The organism is Gemmatimonadaceae bacterium (assembly GCA_036003045.1).
Lineage (GTDB): Bacteria > Gemmatimonadota > Gemmatimonadetes > Gemmatimonadales > Gemmatimonadaceae > JAQBQB01.
Genome location: DASYSS010000020.1, coordinates 1 through 17,137, shown reverse-complemented (window position 1 = coordinate 17,137; position 17,137 = coordinate 1). Strand labels below are relative to the sequence as shown.

Genomic DNA, 17,137 nt, shown 5'->3' with positions numbered 1-17,137 from the left:
CATGGCCCCCCCCGACGACAAGAAGCTCACCACCCGCGAAGCCGACTTCAGCGCCTGGTACAACGAAGTCGTCCTGCGCGCCGAGCTCGCCGATTATTCGCCCGTCCGCGGATGCATGGTCATCCGTCCGAACGGCTACGGAATCTGGGAACGGATGCAGCGCGCCCTGGACGACATGTTCAAGGCGACAGGACACGAGAACGCCTACTTCCCGCTGTTCATTCCCGAGAGCTACCTGCACAAGGAAGCGCAGCACGTCGAGGGATTCGCGCCCGAGGTGGCGGTCGTCACGCACGGAGGCGGCAAGAAGCTCGAGGAACCGCTCATCATTCGGCCGACGTCCGAGACCATCATCTATTCGATGTTCGCCAAATGGGTGCAGAGCTACCGCGACTTGCCGCTGCTCATGAATCAGTGGGCGAACGTCGTCCGCTGGGAGATGCGCACGCGTCTCTTCCTGCGCACACTCGAGTTCCTCTGGCAGGAGGGACACACCGCTCACGCGACCCACGACGAGGCGGAAGAAGAGGCGCGTCGCATGCTCGGCGTGTACAGCGACTTCATGGAAGGCCACATGGCGATGCCCGTCATCACCGGCCTCAAGTCCAACGCCGAAAAGTTCGCCGGGGCGCTATGCACATACGCGTGCGAGGCGCTGATGCAGGACAACAAGGCGCTCCAGGCGGGCACGTCTCACGACCTCGGGCAGAACTTCGCCAAGGCGTTCGACCTCAAGTTCCAGGCGGAGCACGGCGGGCAGGAGTTCGCATGGAACACCAGTTGGGGCGTGTCCACGCGTCTCGTCGGCGGCCTGGTGATGACCCACGGCGACGACGTCGGCATTCGCATTCCTCCGCTGCTGGCTCCAACGGAGCTGGTCATCGTTCCGATCTACAGGAGCGACGACGAGCGCAATCGAGTCCTCGAAGCCGCCGACCGCGTCGAACAACGGCTGCTCGACTGGGAGCGCCGCGATCCCGGCCGTTTACGCGTGCACATCGATGACCGCGAAGGGGTAAAACCCGGCGCCAAGTACTACGACTGGGAGTTGCGCGGCGTCCCCCTGCGTATGGAGCTCGGCCCCCGCGACATCGATAGTAATCAGGGCGTCCTGGTGCGCCGAGATAACCGCGCCAAGAAGCCCGTCTCGCTTGACACAGTGGGCGAGGAAGTCGCCGAGCTGCTGATGCGCATTCAGGAAGACATGCTGATCGCGGCCCGTGACCGGCGTGAGGCGAACAGCATCCGACACAAGATCAGCTACGACGACTTCAAGGAGCTGATGGAAGGGAAGGGGGCGTTCGTCTACGCCGGCTGGTGCGGCGGCGAAGAGTGCGAGGCGAAGATCAAGGAGGAGACGAAGGCGACGATTCGCGTGCTCCCCGACGAGGAGTTCCGCTCGGCCGAAGCGCCGGCGACCTGCCTCAAATGCGGACGCGCGTCGGTCGCCGAGGCCGTATGGGCCAGAGCGTACTGACGACGGGGTTCGCCCGCGTTGATGGTGTGATGCGCTGCGAGGGCGTGTCCCTCGAGCACATCGCGCGCGAGGTGGGCACGCCGGTCTTCGTGTACAGCACCGCGACCATCCGCGACCGGTACGAGCGGCTTCAAAGGATGCTCGCGCCGGCCCCGCATCGCATTCACTACACGCTCAAGGCGAACTCGAGCCTCGGCCTTCTCCGCGTGATGCGCGAGCTCGGGGCCGGCGCGGACGTCGTGTCGGGCGGCGAGCTGCATCGCGCGCTCCGCGCGGGCTTCGCGCCGTCGGACATCATCTTCGGCGGTGTGGGCAAGACGGCCGCCGAGCTCGCGCAAGCGATCGACGCCGGAATCCTGTTCATCAACGTCGAGAGCGAAGGCGAAGTCCACCTGATCAGCCAGATCGCGGCCGAGCGAAACAAGACCGCCGGCGTCTCGATCCGGGTGAATCCGGAGATCACGCTCGACGCGCCGCACGACTACATCAAGACGGGCGGCAAGGGGCACAAGTTCGGGATTCCGTACGACGACGTCGTTCACGTCGCGCAGATCGCGACGTCGCTGCCGAACGTGCGGCTCGTGGGTCTCGACATGCACCTCGGATCGCAGCTCTCGCGAATCGATCCGTACCGCGAGGGCACGGAACGCCTGGCGTCGATCTTCGGCGAGCTGTCGAAGCGCGGAATCACCGGGCTTCGCTATCTCGACATCGGCGGCGGACTTGGCGTGCGCTACGACACCGAGCAGCCGCCAGATCTCGACCGGTTCGCGGAGCTCGTTCTGCCGACCGTGGCCGAGACCGGGCTTCAGCTCATCATGGAGCCGGGACGCTTCCTCGTCGGCAACGCCGGCGTGCTGGTCGGCCGCGTATTGTACAGAAAGCACAGCGGTGGAAAGGACTACGTCATCACCGACACCGGAATGACGGAGCTGTTGCGGCCGTCGCACTACGGCGCGTTTCATCGCGTGGACGCGATGCGTGAGCGCGGCCGCACGCGGCGCGTGGACGTCGTGGGGCCGGTGTGTGAGAGCGGCGACTTCCTCGCGCTCGACCGCGAGCTCGACGATCTCCAACCCGGCGACTTCATCGTCGTGTCGGACGTCGGCGCATACGGTTACGCGATGGCGTCGAACTACAACAGCCGCGGGCGGGCCGCCGAGGTGCTGGTCGATGAGGATCGCTTCGCGATCATCACCGCGCGCGAGTTGTACGACGATCTCACCCGCCTCGAGGTCGACGCACCAACGTGGGAAGCCGGAGAATCGCACGAATGAAGATCGGATTGATCGCCGACACCCACGACCGTCTTCCCGCCATCGCCGAGCTGGTGCGCCAACTTCAGGCCGGCGGCGCGAACATGCTGCTGCACGCCGGGGACTACTGCTCGCCCTTCTCGCTCACGCCGATCGAGGAAGCGCAGATTTCGCTCGCCGGCGTTTTCGGCCGTAACGACGGCGATCCGCAGGGACTCATCACGCGCGCACAGTCGGCCCTCGGCATCGAGCTGTTCGAATCGCCGCACAGCTTCGAAGTCGGCGGGCGGCGCATCCTTCTCGTCCACGACATCGGCGACGTCCACGAACGGTCGGTGCTCGGCCACGAGATCGTCGTGCACGGGCACACGCATCAGCAGGAAATGAAGACGCGCGGGGAGACGCTGATCGTGAATCCGGGCGAAGGATGCGGGTGGCTCTACGGCAAGCCGTCCGCCGCGTTGCTCGATCTCGACGCCCGACGCGTCGAGTTCCTGACGCTCTCCGGCCAGGAATGGGTCTATTGATGTCGCGTATTCTCATCATCGACTACGGATCGCAGTTCACCCAACTCATCGCGCGCCGCGTCCGTGAAGCCCGTGTCTACTCGGAGATTCATCCGCCGACGCGGTCGCTCGAGTGGATCCGCGAGTGGAAGCCTACCGGGATCATTCTGAGCGGCGGTCCGAACTCGGTGTACGAGGAAGGTGCGCCAACCGTCGATCCAGCGGTGCTCGACGTCGCTCCCGTGCTGGCGATCTGCTACGGCATGCAGGTCGTTGCCCGGGTCTCCGGCGGCGACGTGATCGGCGCCGGACGCCGCGAGTACGGCCGCGCCGAGCTGCGCGTGGACGAGAACTGCGGCCTGTTCGACGGATTCGCCGACCACGACAAGATGCAGGTCTGGATGAGCCACGGCGATCACGTCGACGCTCCGCCGCCGGACTACGTCGCGACGGCATCGAGCGCGAGCGTCGCGATCGCCGCGATGCGGCACAAGACCAAACCGATTCACGGCGTCCAGTTTCATCCCGAGGTCGCGCACACACCGCGCGGCGGCGAGATCATCGCGAACTTCCTCTTCGAGGTCTGCCACGCCGAGCCGAGTTGGACGCCGGGGGCGTTCGTCGAGAGCGAAGTGTCGACAATCAAACAACTCGTCGGCGACGCCCGCGTCGTGTGTGGCCTGTCGGGCGGCGTCGACTCGGCGGTGGCGGCGGCGCTCGTGCATCGGGCGATCGGCGATCAGCTCACGTGCGTGTTCGTCGACACCGGGTTGCTCCGCCTCCACGAGCGCGAGCAGGTCGAGCGCACGTTTCGCGCGAACCTCGGGATCAAGCTCATCACCGTGGACGCGTCCGAGATCTTTCTCGACAAGCTGGCCGGCGTCGACGACCCCGAGAAGAAGCGGACGATCATCGGCCACACCTTCATCGACGTCTTCGAGTCGACGACCGACGCGCTGCGCGACGACGGCAAAGGTTCGTCGGACGGCGAATACAAGTTCCTGGTGCAGGGCACGCTCTATCCCGACGTGATCGAGTCGTTCTCACCGCGCGGCGGACCGTCGGTGACGATCAAGACGCATCACAACGTCGGCGGCTTGAAGCCGGGCATGAAGTTCCAGCTCATCGAGCCGCTGCGCGAGCTGTTCAAGGACGAGGTGCGCAACGTCGGCCGAGAGTTGGGGCTGCCCGAAGAAATGGTCGGCCGGCACCCGTTCCCGGGGCCCGGTCTTGGCATCCGCGTCCTCGGTCCGGTCGACGTCGCGGCGCTCGACGTGCTGCGTCGCGCCGACGCGATCTACCTCGAGGAGATCCGCGACGCCGGTCTGTACAACGAGATCTGGCAAGCCTTCGCCGTGCTGCTCCCCGTGCGCAGCGTCGGCGTGATGGGCGACTTCCGAACGTACGAAAACGTCGTCGCGCTCCGTGCCGTGACGAGCACCGACGGCATGACCGCCGACTGGTACCACTTCCCTCACGATTTGCTCGGCAGGATTTCCACACGCATAATCAATGAAGTGAGGGGAGTGAATCGAGTGGTATACGACGTGAGCTCCAAGCCGCCCGCGACCATTGAGTGGGAATAGGGCTTGGCGGGTTTCGGAGTGAGATGGCCGAAGTCCGAAACGTCCGAACACCGACGTACTCCGAGACGGCCATACTCCGAGACTCCGAAACGGCCTAACTCCGAAAACGGCCATCCTCCGAAACTGCCGTACTCCGAACCAGAACAAAAGCGAGTGACGCCGGCGAATGGACTCGATTCGCGCGTGACGCCGTTCATGGGTCTTCGGCGTTAGGTCGTCTCGGAGTTTGGCAGTCTCGGAGTTCGGAAGTCTCGGTGGTCGACAATTTCGCTCAAAATGAGTCGACGAGGCCCGCATGAAGACCGGAGTCCAGCGCGAGACGAGCTGGGTCATGGAGTCCGACCGCGTGAGCGCCGAGATCGAGCATCTCTGTCTCAATTGCGGCGAGCCGCTACACGGCGCCTTCTGCTCGAACTGCGGGCAGCGCGCCGTTCCTCCGCGTCCATCGCTTCGCGAGCTGCTCGGCGAAGCGTTCGCGGAATTCTCGGGTTGGGATGGGAAACTGGCGGCGACGCTGCGGCTCCTCGTGACACGTCCCGGGCAGCTCACCGTCGATTTCCTCGACGGCAAGCGGGCGCGCTACATCACGCCGCTGCGTCTCTATCTGAGCGTGAGCCTCGTCTACTTTCTGCTCTCAGCGGCCGCGCCTTCGTCGATTGCCCCCGGAGAGTTGGCGAAGGTCGGCGACGTAGGGAACGCCAAGATCACGGTCGGACTCGGAAGCCACACGCCCGACCAGCTGACGGCCGATCAACGTGAAGTGATCCTCGCTTCAGTGCCCAGCGCTCCGAAGCCTCTCCGTCCCGCGTTGCGACGCCTCGGTACCGATCCGCAGGGGTTTCAGAAGGATTTCACCGAGGTCATGCCGAGGCTGATGTTCGCCTTGCTGCCCGTCTTCGCACTCATCGTGGCGCTCTTTTACCGCGGACGGGGTTTCGTCGAACATCTGTACTTCACGATCCACGTGCAGACCTTTTTCTTCGTCGCGCTGGGAATCGGCGTCCTTTCGCGATTCACGCACGTCATGGCACTGATCATCGCGGCCGGAATTCTTCAGTTCATTTGGGCGCCGCTCTACGCCCACTTTTCGTTGCGCCGCGTATACGGCGGAAGCAACGGAAGCACGCTGCTCAAAGAATTGGGGATCGGAGCGTTGTACGCCGCGGTGTATGTGCCGAGCGTGGTCTCACTGGCTGTTTGGATAGGAGGGAGGTGACGTGCGGCCGTCCGGTGAGAGGGCCATGCTCCGAAACTGCCTCACTCCCAAACGTCCGTGCTCCGAAAACTGCCGAACGCCGAGGGCCAAAGCCAAACAGCGCCAGGCGATCGGACTCGATCACGCTTGTCGCCCCTGGTCGGTCTCTCGGAGCTCGGTAGCCTCGAGCTGCGGCAGTCTCGGAGTCCGGAAGTTTCGCAGTCTCGGAGTTAGGACGTTTCGGAGTTCGGCAGTCTCGGACTTCGGCAGTCTCGGAGTCTGGCAGTCCTCAGCTCAGACTCCCTTTTCTTCCAATAACGCCAAGAACTGCTTCGGTTCCGTCAGCTCCAACAGCCTCGCCGGAACGTCAGCCTCTTTGCTGAACTGCGCGATCTTGCCGAGCACGGGGAGGTACTGATTCGAGACCTCGAGCGGCGGCGCGACGATGAGGAAAAAGAAATTGACCGGCTTCTCGTCGATCGCCTTGAAGTCGATCCCCTCTCTTCGGCGGCCGAAGGCGACGCGCAGCTTGTTCACGACGAGCGAGCGGCAGTGAGGAATCGCGATGCCTCGCCCGATTCCGGTCGAGCCGAGGTTCTCGCGCCGCTTGAGCATCTTGAACAGCATTCCCTCTGATTTCTCGTCGAGCTTGAGGAGCCCGATCAGCTCTTTGAGGACCTCGTCCTTGGTCGTCCCCTTGATGTTGAGCTCGATCGCGTCTTCGCTGAAAAACTCTCGCAGTTCCATCCGTTGCGGGTCGAAAGGAAGGCAGTCAGTAGGCGTGAACCTGCGAAGCTATTCGACCCCGGAACGTGTGTCAAATGCGCGCGTTGCTTGGACTTCGGGCGTCTCTTAGCTTTTGAGAATGGCGCCTTTCCCGTTTCCGCTCGATGCGGCCGTCCCGCTCTACCTCGCGCCGATGGCCGGCGTGTCGGAGTCGCCCTTCCGGCGGCTCTGCCGCGGCTTTGGCGCGGACGTCGTCATCACGGAATTTCTGTCCGCCGAAGGCATCCGGCGGGAGAACCCCGCGACCATCGACAAGCTCCGGTTCGGCCCCGACGAGCGGCCGATCGGCGTCCAGATCTTCGGGGCCGATCCCGCGGCGATGGGCGAAGCCGCCGCCTTCGTGACCGACGTGTTCCAGCCCGAGTTCATCGACATCAACTTCGGCTGCCCGGTCAAAAAGGTCGTGAAGCGAAATGGCGGCTCGGGCTGTCTAAAGGACCTCAACCTCGTGCAGGACGTCCTTCGCGCCGTCGCGCGGAGCACGTCGCTCCCCGTCACGTGCAAGATCCGCAGCGGGTGGAATGAGGAGATGCGCGATCCGGTAACGATCGCGCTACGCTGCCAGGATGCCGGCGCCCGCGTGCTCACGCTCCACCCGCGGACGCGCACACAGATGTACACCGGCAACGCGTGCTGGGAGGAGATCGCCGCCGTCGTCGACGCGCTCGACATCCCGGTCCTCGGCAACGGTGACATCAAGACGCCCGAGGACGCCGTGCGCATGTACCACGAGACCAAATGCGCCGGCGTCATGATCGCTCGAGGATCCTTCGGTCAACCATGGATCTTCGATCAAACGCGCGACCTGCTCGAGGGTCGGCCGATGCGCCCGGCGCCGACCATCGACGCGCGATTTGCAATCGCGCTGGATCACGCACGCATGGCGGCTGCCTACGAGCCCGACCGCCGCGGTGCGGCGATCGAGTTCCGCAAGCACCTCGGCTGGTACGTCAAGGGACTGCCGGCGTCGGCCGACCTCCGCAAGAAGCTCCACGCCGTGAACTCGCTCGACGAAGTCGAAGGCATCTTCGACGAGTATCTGCGCATGCGCGACACGTTGGTGATCGAGGGCTCGATCGATGGCGACGAGTCGGATTCGGTGGAGACCGCGGCGGCGTGACGGACCTCGCCCGGCGAGGCGGAAGAAGTCCGATGTGCGGAGACCTGGAACGGGTGCGGTGAGACGAGAACACGTTCGCGACCTATTGAAGCAAGTGGCCGACGGCACGCTCGACGTCTCGCGCGCGCTCGACGCGTTGGCCGTCGAACCGGCCGAGTCGCTCGGCTTCGCTACCATCGATCACCACCGCGGGCTCCGGCAGGGATTCCCCGAAGTGATCTATGGAGCGGGGAAGAGGCCCGAGCACATCGCCGAGATCGCCCGCCGCATCGCCGCGCGCGGCGACAGCGTCCTCGTGACTCGCATCGCCAGCGACGCTGCTCAGCATCTGCAGTCGGTGCTTCCCAACGTCGGGCTCAACGAGCTCGCGCGCACCGCGTTCATTCGCGGCAACTCTCCCGCGCCGCGCGGCACGGGAACGGTGGCCGTCGTCACCGCGGGGACGAGTGACCTGCCCGTCGCCGAAGAGGCCGCGGTCACCCTCGACGTGCTCGGCGACTGCATCATGCGGGTGACTGACGTCGGCGTCGCCGGGATTCATCGCGTGCTGGCCAAGCACCAGGAGCTCGCGTCGGCCGCCGTGGTGATCGTCGTCGCGGGCATGGACGGCGCGCTGCCGTCGGTCGTGGGCGGCATGGTCCGCGCGCCCGTCATCGCCGTGCCGACGAGCGTCGGCTACGGAGCGTCGTTCGGCGGTATCGCTGCGCTCCTTACAATGCTCAACAGCTGCGCCGCCGGCGTGACGGTGGTGAACATCGACAACGGCTTCGGCGCCGCTGTCGCCGCGTCCCGGATCACCCACGGAGTGAGCTGATCCAGCTTCCGAGCTGAGCAGGCACCCCGAGCCAGGCGCAGGGAATGCCGACCGTAGTTAGTGCGAATCGGCCAACGGGGCGTATCTTCCCGGCATCCTCACCCCGCTTGCCATGCCGCGCATTCCAGTTCTTAGACACGCCGCCGTAGCGATCGTCGTTTCGAGTTCGTTGAACGCGCTCGACGCGCAGACTCCGCCCGCATCGGCCGTTCCCACCTCGATCGACTCCGTGACGCTCGCCGGCTTCCGCTGGCGGAACGTCGGGCCGGCCAACTTCGGCGGGCGCGTCGCCGACATCGCGGCGATCCCCAGTCCGTCCAAGACCTTCTACGTCGCCACCGCCGGCGGCGGCATTTGGAAAACGACGAACGCCGGGACGACGTTCCGGTCGATCTTCGAGAACCAGCGCGTCGTGTCAATGGGCGCGCTCGCCATCGCGCCGTCGGACACGAACCAGGTATGGGCGGGGACGGGGGAGCAGAACTCGCGCAACACCATCGAGCCCGGCATGGGCATCTACAAATCCACGGACGGCGGGAAGACGTGGAAGCTCATGGGCCTCGAGAAGACGCAGCACATCGGGCGCATCGTCGTGCATCCGACGAACCCCAACATCGTCTACGTCGCGGCACTCGGCGCGGCGTGGAAGGCGAATCCGGAGCGCGGACTCTACAAGACCGAGGACGGCGGAGCGACCTGGACGCTCATCAAATTCATCAGCGACTCGACCGGCTTCGTCGACGTCGCGATGGATCCGTCGAATCCGAACGTGCTTTACGCCTCGGCCTACCAGCGCATCCGCGGCGCGTACTTCCTCACGTCGGGCGGTAGAGGGTCGGGGCTGTGGAAGACGACCGACGCCGGCGCGACGTGGACCGAGGTCAAAGGCGGCGGCTTCCCCGAGACGGCGAAGGGGCGGATCGGAATCACGATCTCGCGATCCAACCCGAACATCATCTATACGCTGGTCGAAGCCGACACGCTTCCGAACCCCAAGCCCGATCCGGCGGCGAAAGCACAGACGAAGAGTGGTCTGTATCGGTCTGACGACGGCGGCCAAACGTGGTCGTTCCGAAACGACCAGGACACGCGCCCTTTCTACTACTCGCAAGTGCGCGTGGACCCGAAGAATCCGGATCGCGTCTACTGGTCGTCGACGCCGATTCTATTCTCCGACGACGGTGGAAAAACGGCGCGGACGGCGACGGGTGGGGTGCACGTCGATCATCACGCGATGTGGATCGACCCGAACGACCCCGAGCACTTCATCGTCGGGAACGACGGCGGCATCGCACAGACGTGGGATCGCGGCGGCAACTTCGTCTCGAGCACGGTGCTGCCCGTAGGGCAGTTCTACGCCGTGAGCTTTGATTATGCGGTGCCGTACAACATCTGCGGTGGCGCTCAGGACAATGGGTCGTGGTGCGGCCCGAGCCGGCGCCGCAACGGCGGCGTGAGCAACGCGTACTGGTTCACCTATTCCGGCGGCGACGGATTCTGGACGGCGCAGGATCCGACCAACCCCAAGATCATCTACGGCGAATCGCAGGGCGGCTTCATCCAACGCTGGGATTTGGCGACCGGCGACGTCCGCGGCGTCTTCGCTCCGTCTTATCGGCCGCGCTACCGGCAGTATGAAGATTCCGTCATCATCGCGCGGGGCGACACGACGCAGCCCGAATCGCGCGACGTGCGGAATCGCGTCGCCGACCTCCGCAATCGTCAAAAGGCCGACTCGGTCGCGATGACCTCGCGGTTCAACTGGGAAACGCCGTTCTTCCTGTCGCCGCACAACAAGGACGTCGTATACGTCGGCGGCAACCACGTGTTCAAGTCGACGCAGCGCGGCGACAACGTCTACTCGATCTCGCCCGACCTGTCGAAGCAGGACGCGAAGAAGATCGACATCAGCATGAACAAGACCGGCGGCATCACACTCGACGCGACGGGCGCCGAGACCTATGGGACGGTCGTCGCGCTGGCGGAATCGCCGGTCAAGCCGGGGTTCCTCTATGCGGGGACCGACGACGGCAACGTGTGGTACACGGCGAACGACGGCGCGTCGTGGACACAGGTGGATTGGCGGAAGTTCCCGGGACTCCCGAACAACGAAGTCTATGTGAGTCGAGTCGAGCCTTCGCATTTCGACACGCTCACGTGGTACGTGTCGTTCGACAATCACCGGACCAACGACTTCACGCCGTACCTGTACGTGACGGCCGACGGCGGAGGCACCTTCAAGTCGCTCGCGGCCACGCTGCCAACCGGCGGGCCGGACTACGTTCGCGTGATCCGTGAGGATCCGTACAACCGCGATCTGCTCTTCGCCGGAACGTCGGTCGGGGCGTACGTATCCGTCGATCGGGGCGGACACTGGTCAAAGTTCATGGCTGGCATGCCGACGGTGCCGGTGTTCGACCTCAAGATTCATCCGCGGGACCGCGAGCTGATAGCGGCGACGCACGGCCGCAATTTCTTCATCGTCGACATCGCGCCGCTCGAGCAAATGGCCGGCAAGCAGATCGCGGATGTGACGCTGTTCGAGCCGAAACGAGCGTGGCAGTTCGGCGAGGCGCCGCGGATGGCGGCGTCGGGGAATGGAGACGGGCAGTACACCTACAGCTCGCCTCCCGCGCAGTACGGAGCGGAGATCGTCTATCGCATCGCGCCGAGCGCGACGGCCGGGCCGACGCTCGCCGGGTCGCCGGCGTCGCCAGCCGCTGCCCCGGCTCCCTCTGCGCCTACAAACGCTGCCGCCACTGCGACAACGCCGGCCGGCGGAGCTACGCCGCCTCGCATCCCCCCGCCGGCGCCGCTCAAGGTCGTGATCCAAGACGCGAGCGGGGACACGATCGCCACGCTCAACGGTTCGTCGTCTCCTGGATTGCAACGTGTGCTGTGGGGTTTCAACGGAACGCGACGACTGGCGACGGTGCCGCCGCTCGGCCCCGCCGATCTTCGCGACAGCATCGTGCGCGCTCGCAAGACGACGACGATCCTCGACTCGCTCGAGAAGGCGGGTTGGGACTCGACACTCATTCGTCAGGGACGACAACTGCTGCTCGGCCCCGGCGGACCGAACGCGCCGCAGATGAACATCAACTGCGGCGGTGGTCCGGGAGCCTCACCCGATCGTCCCGCGGAAGGCGCCGTGGTGCGAAGTGGGAGCGCGGCGGGCGGCTGCACGATGACGGTCGGCGGCGTCAACGTGGATTTCGACAAGTATCAGGAGGCACAACGCCTGATCAATCGCGCGATCAACGGACCGAACCCGAACGCCGGAGGCAACGTGTTCTTCTTCGGCGGACCGGGAAACCGAGGCACGCAAGGCTTCCAGGCGTCGACGGGCGACTACCTCGTGAGCATCAGCATAGGGGGAAAGACGTACAAGCAGGTGCTACACGTGGATCGTGTCACTCCAGGTGAATTGAAGTACTGACCACGACGACGACTTCCGTTCGGCCACGCTCGGCGAACGGTTCGTCCCGAACCGTTTGGCAGCGGGCGCGGCGAGGCACAAAAAGCCTTCATGCCCGCGACTGTCTTCTTGCCCGCGACGTTCGGGCTGATCGTCCTCGCGATCGGCCTTTGGACGTATCGCCGCGACCTGTTCGCCTTCGACGCGACGGGCGATACGCGACTCCGGTCCCTTGGTCCCGTCTTCATCGCGAGCGCAATCGCGACCTTCTCCGGCGAACACCTCTCGGCCGTCCACGACCTCGCGCAGATGGTCCCGAAGTGGTTTCCGCTTCCGATTCCCACGACGTATGTCGTCGGCGTATGTCTCCTCGCCGCGGGCGTCAGCATCGCGACGAAGCGAGGCGTCGAGTGGTCGGCGCCCTTGTTGGGATTGCTGTTCGCGCTCTTCGTGCTGCTGATCTACGCGCCCAGCGCGGCTCGTCATCCGCGCTTGCACCTCGTCTGGATTTTTCCGTTTCGCGAGGGGACGTTCGCGGTGGCCGGCTTCAGCCTATTCGTGTTTGCCACGAGACCCGCGTGGTCGGACGGATTCGCGCGCTTCGCGAGATTCTGGGCGGCGTTCGTCATCGCCTTCTACGGCGTGCTGCACCTCTTGTATCCCGCGTTTGCCCCCGGCGTGCCGAGCGAAGTGAAGACGGCAGCCTGGGTGCCGTTCCCGCAGGCGGTCGCGTACGTCACCGGCGTGATTCTCGTCGTCCTCGGAATGGCCGCGTCTTTCAGGAAGACCGCCGTGCCCGCCATAACGTCGGCCGGCGCTCTCATGACCGTGGCGACGGTCGTCCTTTACGTGCCCAATTTGTTTCTGGCCACGGGACCGGCGCAGGAGATCACGGCGATCAACTTCGTCGCCGACACTCTGCTCTTTGCGGGCGCGATGTTCGCCATCGCGACCGCCGTCGGCGCCGGACGGGGGGGCGGGGCCCTGACCGATTCGACGCGGCCGCTGCGTTTCAAGGGTAAGAGCTTCGAGCTCCAGTCCCAATTCAGCGGCGAATAACCGACAAGTGATTTCTTTTCGATCGAAGTACGGCGCGCCCAGTCGGCGCGCCGCGCGCGTGCTCGCGCTCGCATCCGTGTTTTCCGTGCTGGCTTGCAGCGATGAAGTCGCGCCGAACCGCGGGTCTCGTGCGTCGATTACCATCGTCGCGCCGGCCGACAGCGTCTTCGAGGGCGACGTGATTCACGTTACCGCGAGAGTGTTCGACGACGCCGGCGTCGAGATTCCGGGCGCACCGGTGTCGTGGACCGCCGGTGACACGGCGCTCGCGAGAGTGACTGCCGGCGATAGTCTCGCGCTCCTGCGTCCTGGCAGGGTACGCGTCACCGCGCGAAGCGGCGCGTCTACGGCGACCTACGATCTCGCCATCGGCCGGCTCGTCGCGGCCAACATCGAGCTCACGCCCCCAACGCTGAGCCTCGGCCGCGGCGACCGCGTGCAAGTCACGGCCCGCGTCGTGGGGCAGGGAAACAGGACGATTCAAGGACGACCGGTCGTATTCGGTTCGGCCGATTCGTCCGTCGCGATCATCGGCTCGCCGGCGAATACCGTCGGAGCGCCGGGTTTTCTCATCGCCGTCGGCCCTGGTTCGACGACGATCGCGGCGAGTGTGGATGGGATCACGGGAACAGCTCACGTCGGTGTCGTCGTCGCGGACACGAATTTCGTGCTGACGCACTTCAATGGCGCACCGCTCCCCGCGCTGATTGCCGCCGACTCGGTCACGTTCAACGGCGTGCCGGAGTTCGACGAGGTCTACGCCGATTCCGGAACGTTCGTGTTGTCGGGCCTCGCCCAAGAGCGCTACGCGCTCGCCGTGCACTTTTCGCAGTATCACGTCGTGCGCGACGGAGAAAACGTTCAGCGCGAGCTACGCTTCAGCTTCTTCGGCGAGATCGACCGCGGCGTCGTGACCGGCACTGCCGCGGGAAATCTCTCGATGCTCTCGGAGCTCATCGGCCCGCACCTCGAGCACAGCGCGGGGCTGCAGTCCGACGGTTATCTCGTACACTTCCACGAACCGGGCGACGACTTTTTCTTGGACCTCCGCTTCAAGCGGATGGCCCCGTAACGCCCCTACTCTGTGCCGTCTGTCCCGCCGAATCGGACGTCCCATGTCCGATATCAGACGTCCGATTTCGAGCGCAAATCCGTCCTTCCTGTGGCGCGCGATCTCGCGTGGGAGCTCTGACTTCTGAAGCTGAATGAGCTGTGCTGCCCAACCGCCCATCAGACGGTGACTTAGCCACAGCCTCGGTGCGCGCCACCAGGCGATGTTTTCGTTGCGCCGTCGGTCTAAATCGTCTAAATTTCGGTCTGTAGGGGGCGACTGGCTTCGACGGGGTATGTGAAGCCGTGGCTGCGTGCCGAGGTCGTGGGGCACCTCGTTAAACACTCCGCAAACATCCAACTGCGAACAACAACTTCGCCCTTGCCGCCTAACTTTTAGTTAGGCCCGCAAGTGCCTGAGAGGAAGCCCGCCCGGGGCGGCTTCTCAGGTATCGGAAATCCGGGATTGCTGGCTCGACCGCCTCCGGCGGGCCGGTGAAATCAAGGAGGCTCATCCGCGAGTGGGTCGTTCGCCAACCAGCGCGCGGAGACATCTAACGGCGGACTACGCACGTAGTAGCTGTGGTCGATCTATTCTCGGACCCGGGTTCAATTCCCGGCGCCTCCACTAGAAAGACAGTTCAAGACGATCCAGCGGCGTCCAGCAATGGGCGCCGCTGTTCGTTTTCCCTCTGAGAACGGCGTCTAGACGCATCTTGACCCGTCCGTCTGAATCCACCATCGTTGGGGGCATCAGAGGGGGGTATTTGGAAACAGCAGGGGGTATCGTCGAAAATCGCGTCGGTAGGGGGTACGATCGTTTGAGCGATCGCGCCGTCAAATCATTCGTCGCCAAGGCTCGAGCGGGGACGGCCACAAGGGGCAAATTGAGCGACGGCGGAGGCCTCTACCTGACGCTCACCCCGGCCGGTACGGCGGTGTGGCGGGTCAAATACCGCATCGACGGTAAGGAGCGTGTGTTCGCCGCGGGGATCTATCCCGACGTTTCGCTCGCAGCCGCCCGGGAGCAGCGTGCTGAGGTGAAAGCGCACCTACGCGCGGGCCGCGACCCGGTCCAGTCGCGGGTCCTCGAGCGTCATGCCGCCACGCTTTCCAGCAATAGCACGTTCAGTAGCGTGGCTTCGTTGTGGCTCGACAAGCAGAAGCGCGGCTGGTCTGGCATCCACTACAGCAAGTCTGAACGTGCTTTGAAGCGGGACGTACTGCCGATCATCGGCGAGCTCCCGATCGACCAGATCACGTCTGCCATGGTTGCCAACGTGGTCGAGAAGATCGCCGCACGTGGTGCCGAAGAGACGGCCGGGCGAATCCTTCAACACATCACTGGAATCTTCAGGCTGGCTCGCTCTCGGGGCCTCATCCACGAAAACGTCGCGATTGACGTTCGTGAGGTGTTGCCCAAGCGCAAGCGCCGGATGGGACGACCAGCGCTGATCGTCTTCGACGAGCTGCGAGATGTCCTACGGCGCGCCGACCTCGCTCCTGTTTCCCCGTCAGTCCGACTCGCCAATCGCCTCATCGCGTTCAGCGCACAGCGCATTGGCAATGTCGTTTCGGCAACATGGGACCAGTTCGATCTGGAGTTGACCGCGCCAACGTGGACGATTCCGCGCGAGCAGATGAAGGTGCGAGACCGCGACGGCGACCATCGCGTGCCGCTCGGGCCCACGATCGTTGCCGAATTGCTCGCCTGGCGGAAAGCGACGGGAGGGAAGGGCGTAGTGTTTCCGTCCCCATCGGGAAAGCGCCCGTTTGTTGGCCGCGAAGCGATTGAAAAGCTCTACTCGGAAGTACTCGAGCTAGATGGCCGACACAGTCCCCACTCGTGGCGCACGGCATTCAGCACGCTGAGTCACGAGTTGGGAGATTTTGACCGCGACGTCATCGAACTAGCGCTGGACCACGTCTCCGACGGCAAGGTGATTCGAGCATACAACCGCGCGCAGCGATTCGATCAGCGCCTGCGACTCGCGCGATGGTGGGATGCGCAGCTTTGCGGTCAACGATCCTAACCAGCAATCGGATGAGAGCCGGTATCACCGGTCGACGCTCAATCGTGCCGTGATCGACTCGGCAATTACGCCAAAATCTGCGCTCCGCGTTTCGCGCACGCGCAATCCGGTGAAGCGCACGACATGGGCGGCCAGATACTCCGACTTTGAGTATCCCAGGCGAACCGCCGCCTCACGAAGCGTTTGCTGTGGATCGCGCAGCAGGCTGATGGTTCGCACGACGCTGCTCGCCGCGAGCAGCGATCGTGGCGAGGAGAGGCCCAACGGCTGGAAGCAGCGGTAGAACGAGCGGCGGGGCATGTGCGCCGCCTCGGCGAGGTCGCCGACTGATCGGTACCGTTGCGGCGAGCCGAACGCGTCGCGGATGGCATGCCGGAGCATGGGCGGGGCAGAGCTGAGCATCGGCTCCAGGCGGTGGAGAACGTGCCCGGTCAGCGACGCCGACTGCGCGAGGTCGGCCAGCTCGACGAAGCGCGTTGGGCTATCGTCGAAATCGGCAAGCAGGACCTGCGAGAAAGGAAAGTGTGCAAGCTGCTGTATGTGTCGAACTACGCCCGGGGTGAGTCGAGCGTAGACGATCGGTATCAATCCAGGAACGCGGCGGCAGAGTTCCACCATCTCGTCGCCGGCAGCCCCGCCATCGGCCGTCGGGTCGGCGATGAGGACTCCGCCGCCGGCCTGGAGGACGAGATTGGTTGCGTCGCGCATCGAGTCCACGGTGCGGATCCGCGTGTCGGCACGTTCGACTCGGCGGCGGAGCGGCGCCGGCAGGAATGCTACTGAGCGAGCCGGCGACTGGTCCCGTAGGCAGCGCGGGGCGAGAGAGGGGGCGGGGTC

13 protein-coding genes and 1 other RNA gene are annotated in these 17,137 nt (G+C 64.8%); 12 read left to right on the top strand and 2 right to left on the bottom strand.

Translation table 11 applies throughout. The annotated features are described in order from the left end of the window. Position 1: 1 nt before the first annotated feature. From proS to VGQ44_03710, 5 genes are all read left to right on the top strand, one after another. Positions 2 to 1,477: a proline--tRNA ligase gene (gene proS, locus VGQ44_03730; GenBank protein ID HEV8445897.1), complete on the top strand. Its 1,476-nt coding sequence runs from the start codon at positions 2 to 4 to the stop codon at positions 1,475 to 1,477. Next, positions 1,459 to 2,754, top strand: coding sequence for a diaminopimelate decarboxylase (gene lysA / locus VGQ44_03725; GenBank protein HEV8445896.1), 1,296 nt, complete (start codon positions 1,459 to 1,461; stop codon positions 2,752 to 2,754). The genes proS and lysA overlap by 19 nt, the downstream gene beginning before the upstream one ends. Beyond that, positions 2,751 to 3,260 (top strand): metallophosphoesterase, encoded by a 510-nt coding sequence (locus tag VGQ44_03720; GenBank protein ID HEV8445895.1) that lies wholly within the window; start codon positions 2,751 to 2,753, stop codon positions 3,258 to 3,260. The genes lysA and VGQ44_03720 overlap by 4 nt, the downstream gene beginning before the upstream one ends. Then, positions 3,260 to 4,825 (top strand): glutamine-hydrolyzing GMP synthase, encoded by a 1,566-nt coding sequence (guaA, locus tag VGQ44_03715; GenBank protein HEV8445894.1) that lies wholly within the window; start codon positions 3,260 to 3,262, stop codon positions 4,823 to 4,825. Before VGQ44_03720 ends, guaA begins: the two co-directional genes overlap by 1 nt. 295 nt (positions 4,826 to 5,120) lie before the next feature. Then, entirely contained in the window at positions 5,121 to 6,041 is a 921-nt protein-coding gene (locus VGQ44_03710; GenBank protein HEV8445893.1) for a DUF3667 domain-containing protein, read from the top strand. Between the two features lie 273 nt (positions 6,042 to 6,314). Here VGQ44_03710 and VGQ44_03705 read toward each other — a convergent pair whose 3' ends face one another. Continuing rightward, entirely contained in the window at positions 6,315 to 6,767 is a 453-nt protein-coding gene (locus VGQ44_03705) for a PTS sugar transporter subunit IIA (GenBank protein ID HEV8445892.1), read from the bottom strand. Between the two features lie 118 nt (positions 6,768 to 6,885). Here VGQ44_03705 and dusB point away from each other — a divergent pair, with 118 nt between their 5' ends. The 7 genes from dusB to VGQ44_03670 all read left to right on the top strand — a co-directional run bounded on the left by dusB (position 6,886) and on the right by VGQ44_03670 (position 16,300). After that, complete coding sequence (gene dusB / locus VGQ44_03700; protein ID HEV8445891.1) at positions 6,886 to 7,926, top strand: tRNA dihydrouridine synthase DusB; 1,041 nt, start codon at positions 6,886 to 6,888, stop codon at positions 7,924 to 7,926. Positions 7,927 to 7,984: 58 nt separating this feature from the next. Beyond that, entirely contained in the window at positions 7,985 to 8,740 is a 756-nt protein-coding gene (gene larB, locus VGQ44_03695; protein ID HEV8445890.1) for a nickel pincer cofactor biosynthesis protein LarB, read from the top strand. 112 nt (positions 8,741 to 8,852) lie between these two features. Continuing rightward, complete coding sequence (locus VGQ44_03690; protein HEV8445889.1) at positions 8,853 to 12,179, top strand: hypothetical protein; 3,327 nt, start codon at positions 8,853 to 8,855, stop codon at positions 12,177 to 12,179. Positions 12,180 to 12,269: 90 nt separating this feature from the next. Then, positions 12,270 to 13,217 carry a hypothetical protein gene (locus VGQ44_03685; protein HEV8445888.1) on the top strand — a complete coding sequence of 316 codons (948 nt, stop codon included), beginning with the start codon at positions 12,270 to 12,272 and terminating at the stop codon, positions 13,215 to 13,217. Between the two features lie 7 nt (positions 13,218 to 13,224). Further along, complete coding sequence (locus VGQ44_03680; protein HEV8445887.1) at positions 13,225 to 14,289, top strand: hypothetical protein; 1,065 nt, start codon at positions 13,225 to 13,227, stop codon at positions 14,287 to 14,289. 250 nt (positions 14,290 to 14,539) lie between these two features. Further along, positions 14,540 to 14,898: a transfer-messenger RNA gene (ssrA, locus tag VGQ44_03675) on the top strand. Between the two features lie 85 nt (positions 14,899 to 14,983). Next, positions 14,984 to 16,300, top strand: coding sequence for an integrase arm-type DNA-binding domain-containing protein (locus tag VGQ44_03670; protein ID HEV8445886.1), 1,317 nt, complete (start codon positions 14,984 to 14,986; stop codon positions 16,298 to 16,300). Between the two features lie 24 nt (positions 16,301 to 16,324). On the opposite strand, the gene VGQ44_03665 is transcribed toward VGQ44_03670, so the two are convergent. Then, the coding region (locus VGQ44_03665; GenBank protein ID HEV8445885.1) for a helix-turn-helix domain-containing protein at positions 16,325 to 17,137 on the bottom strand (813 nt) is incomplete at its 5' end.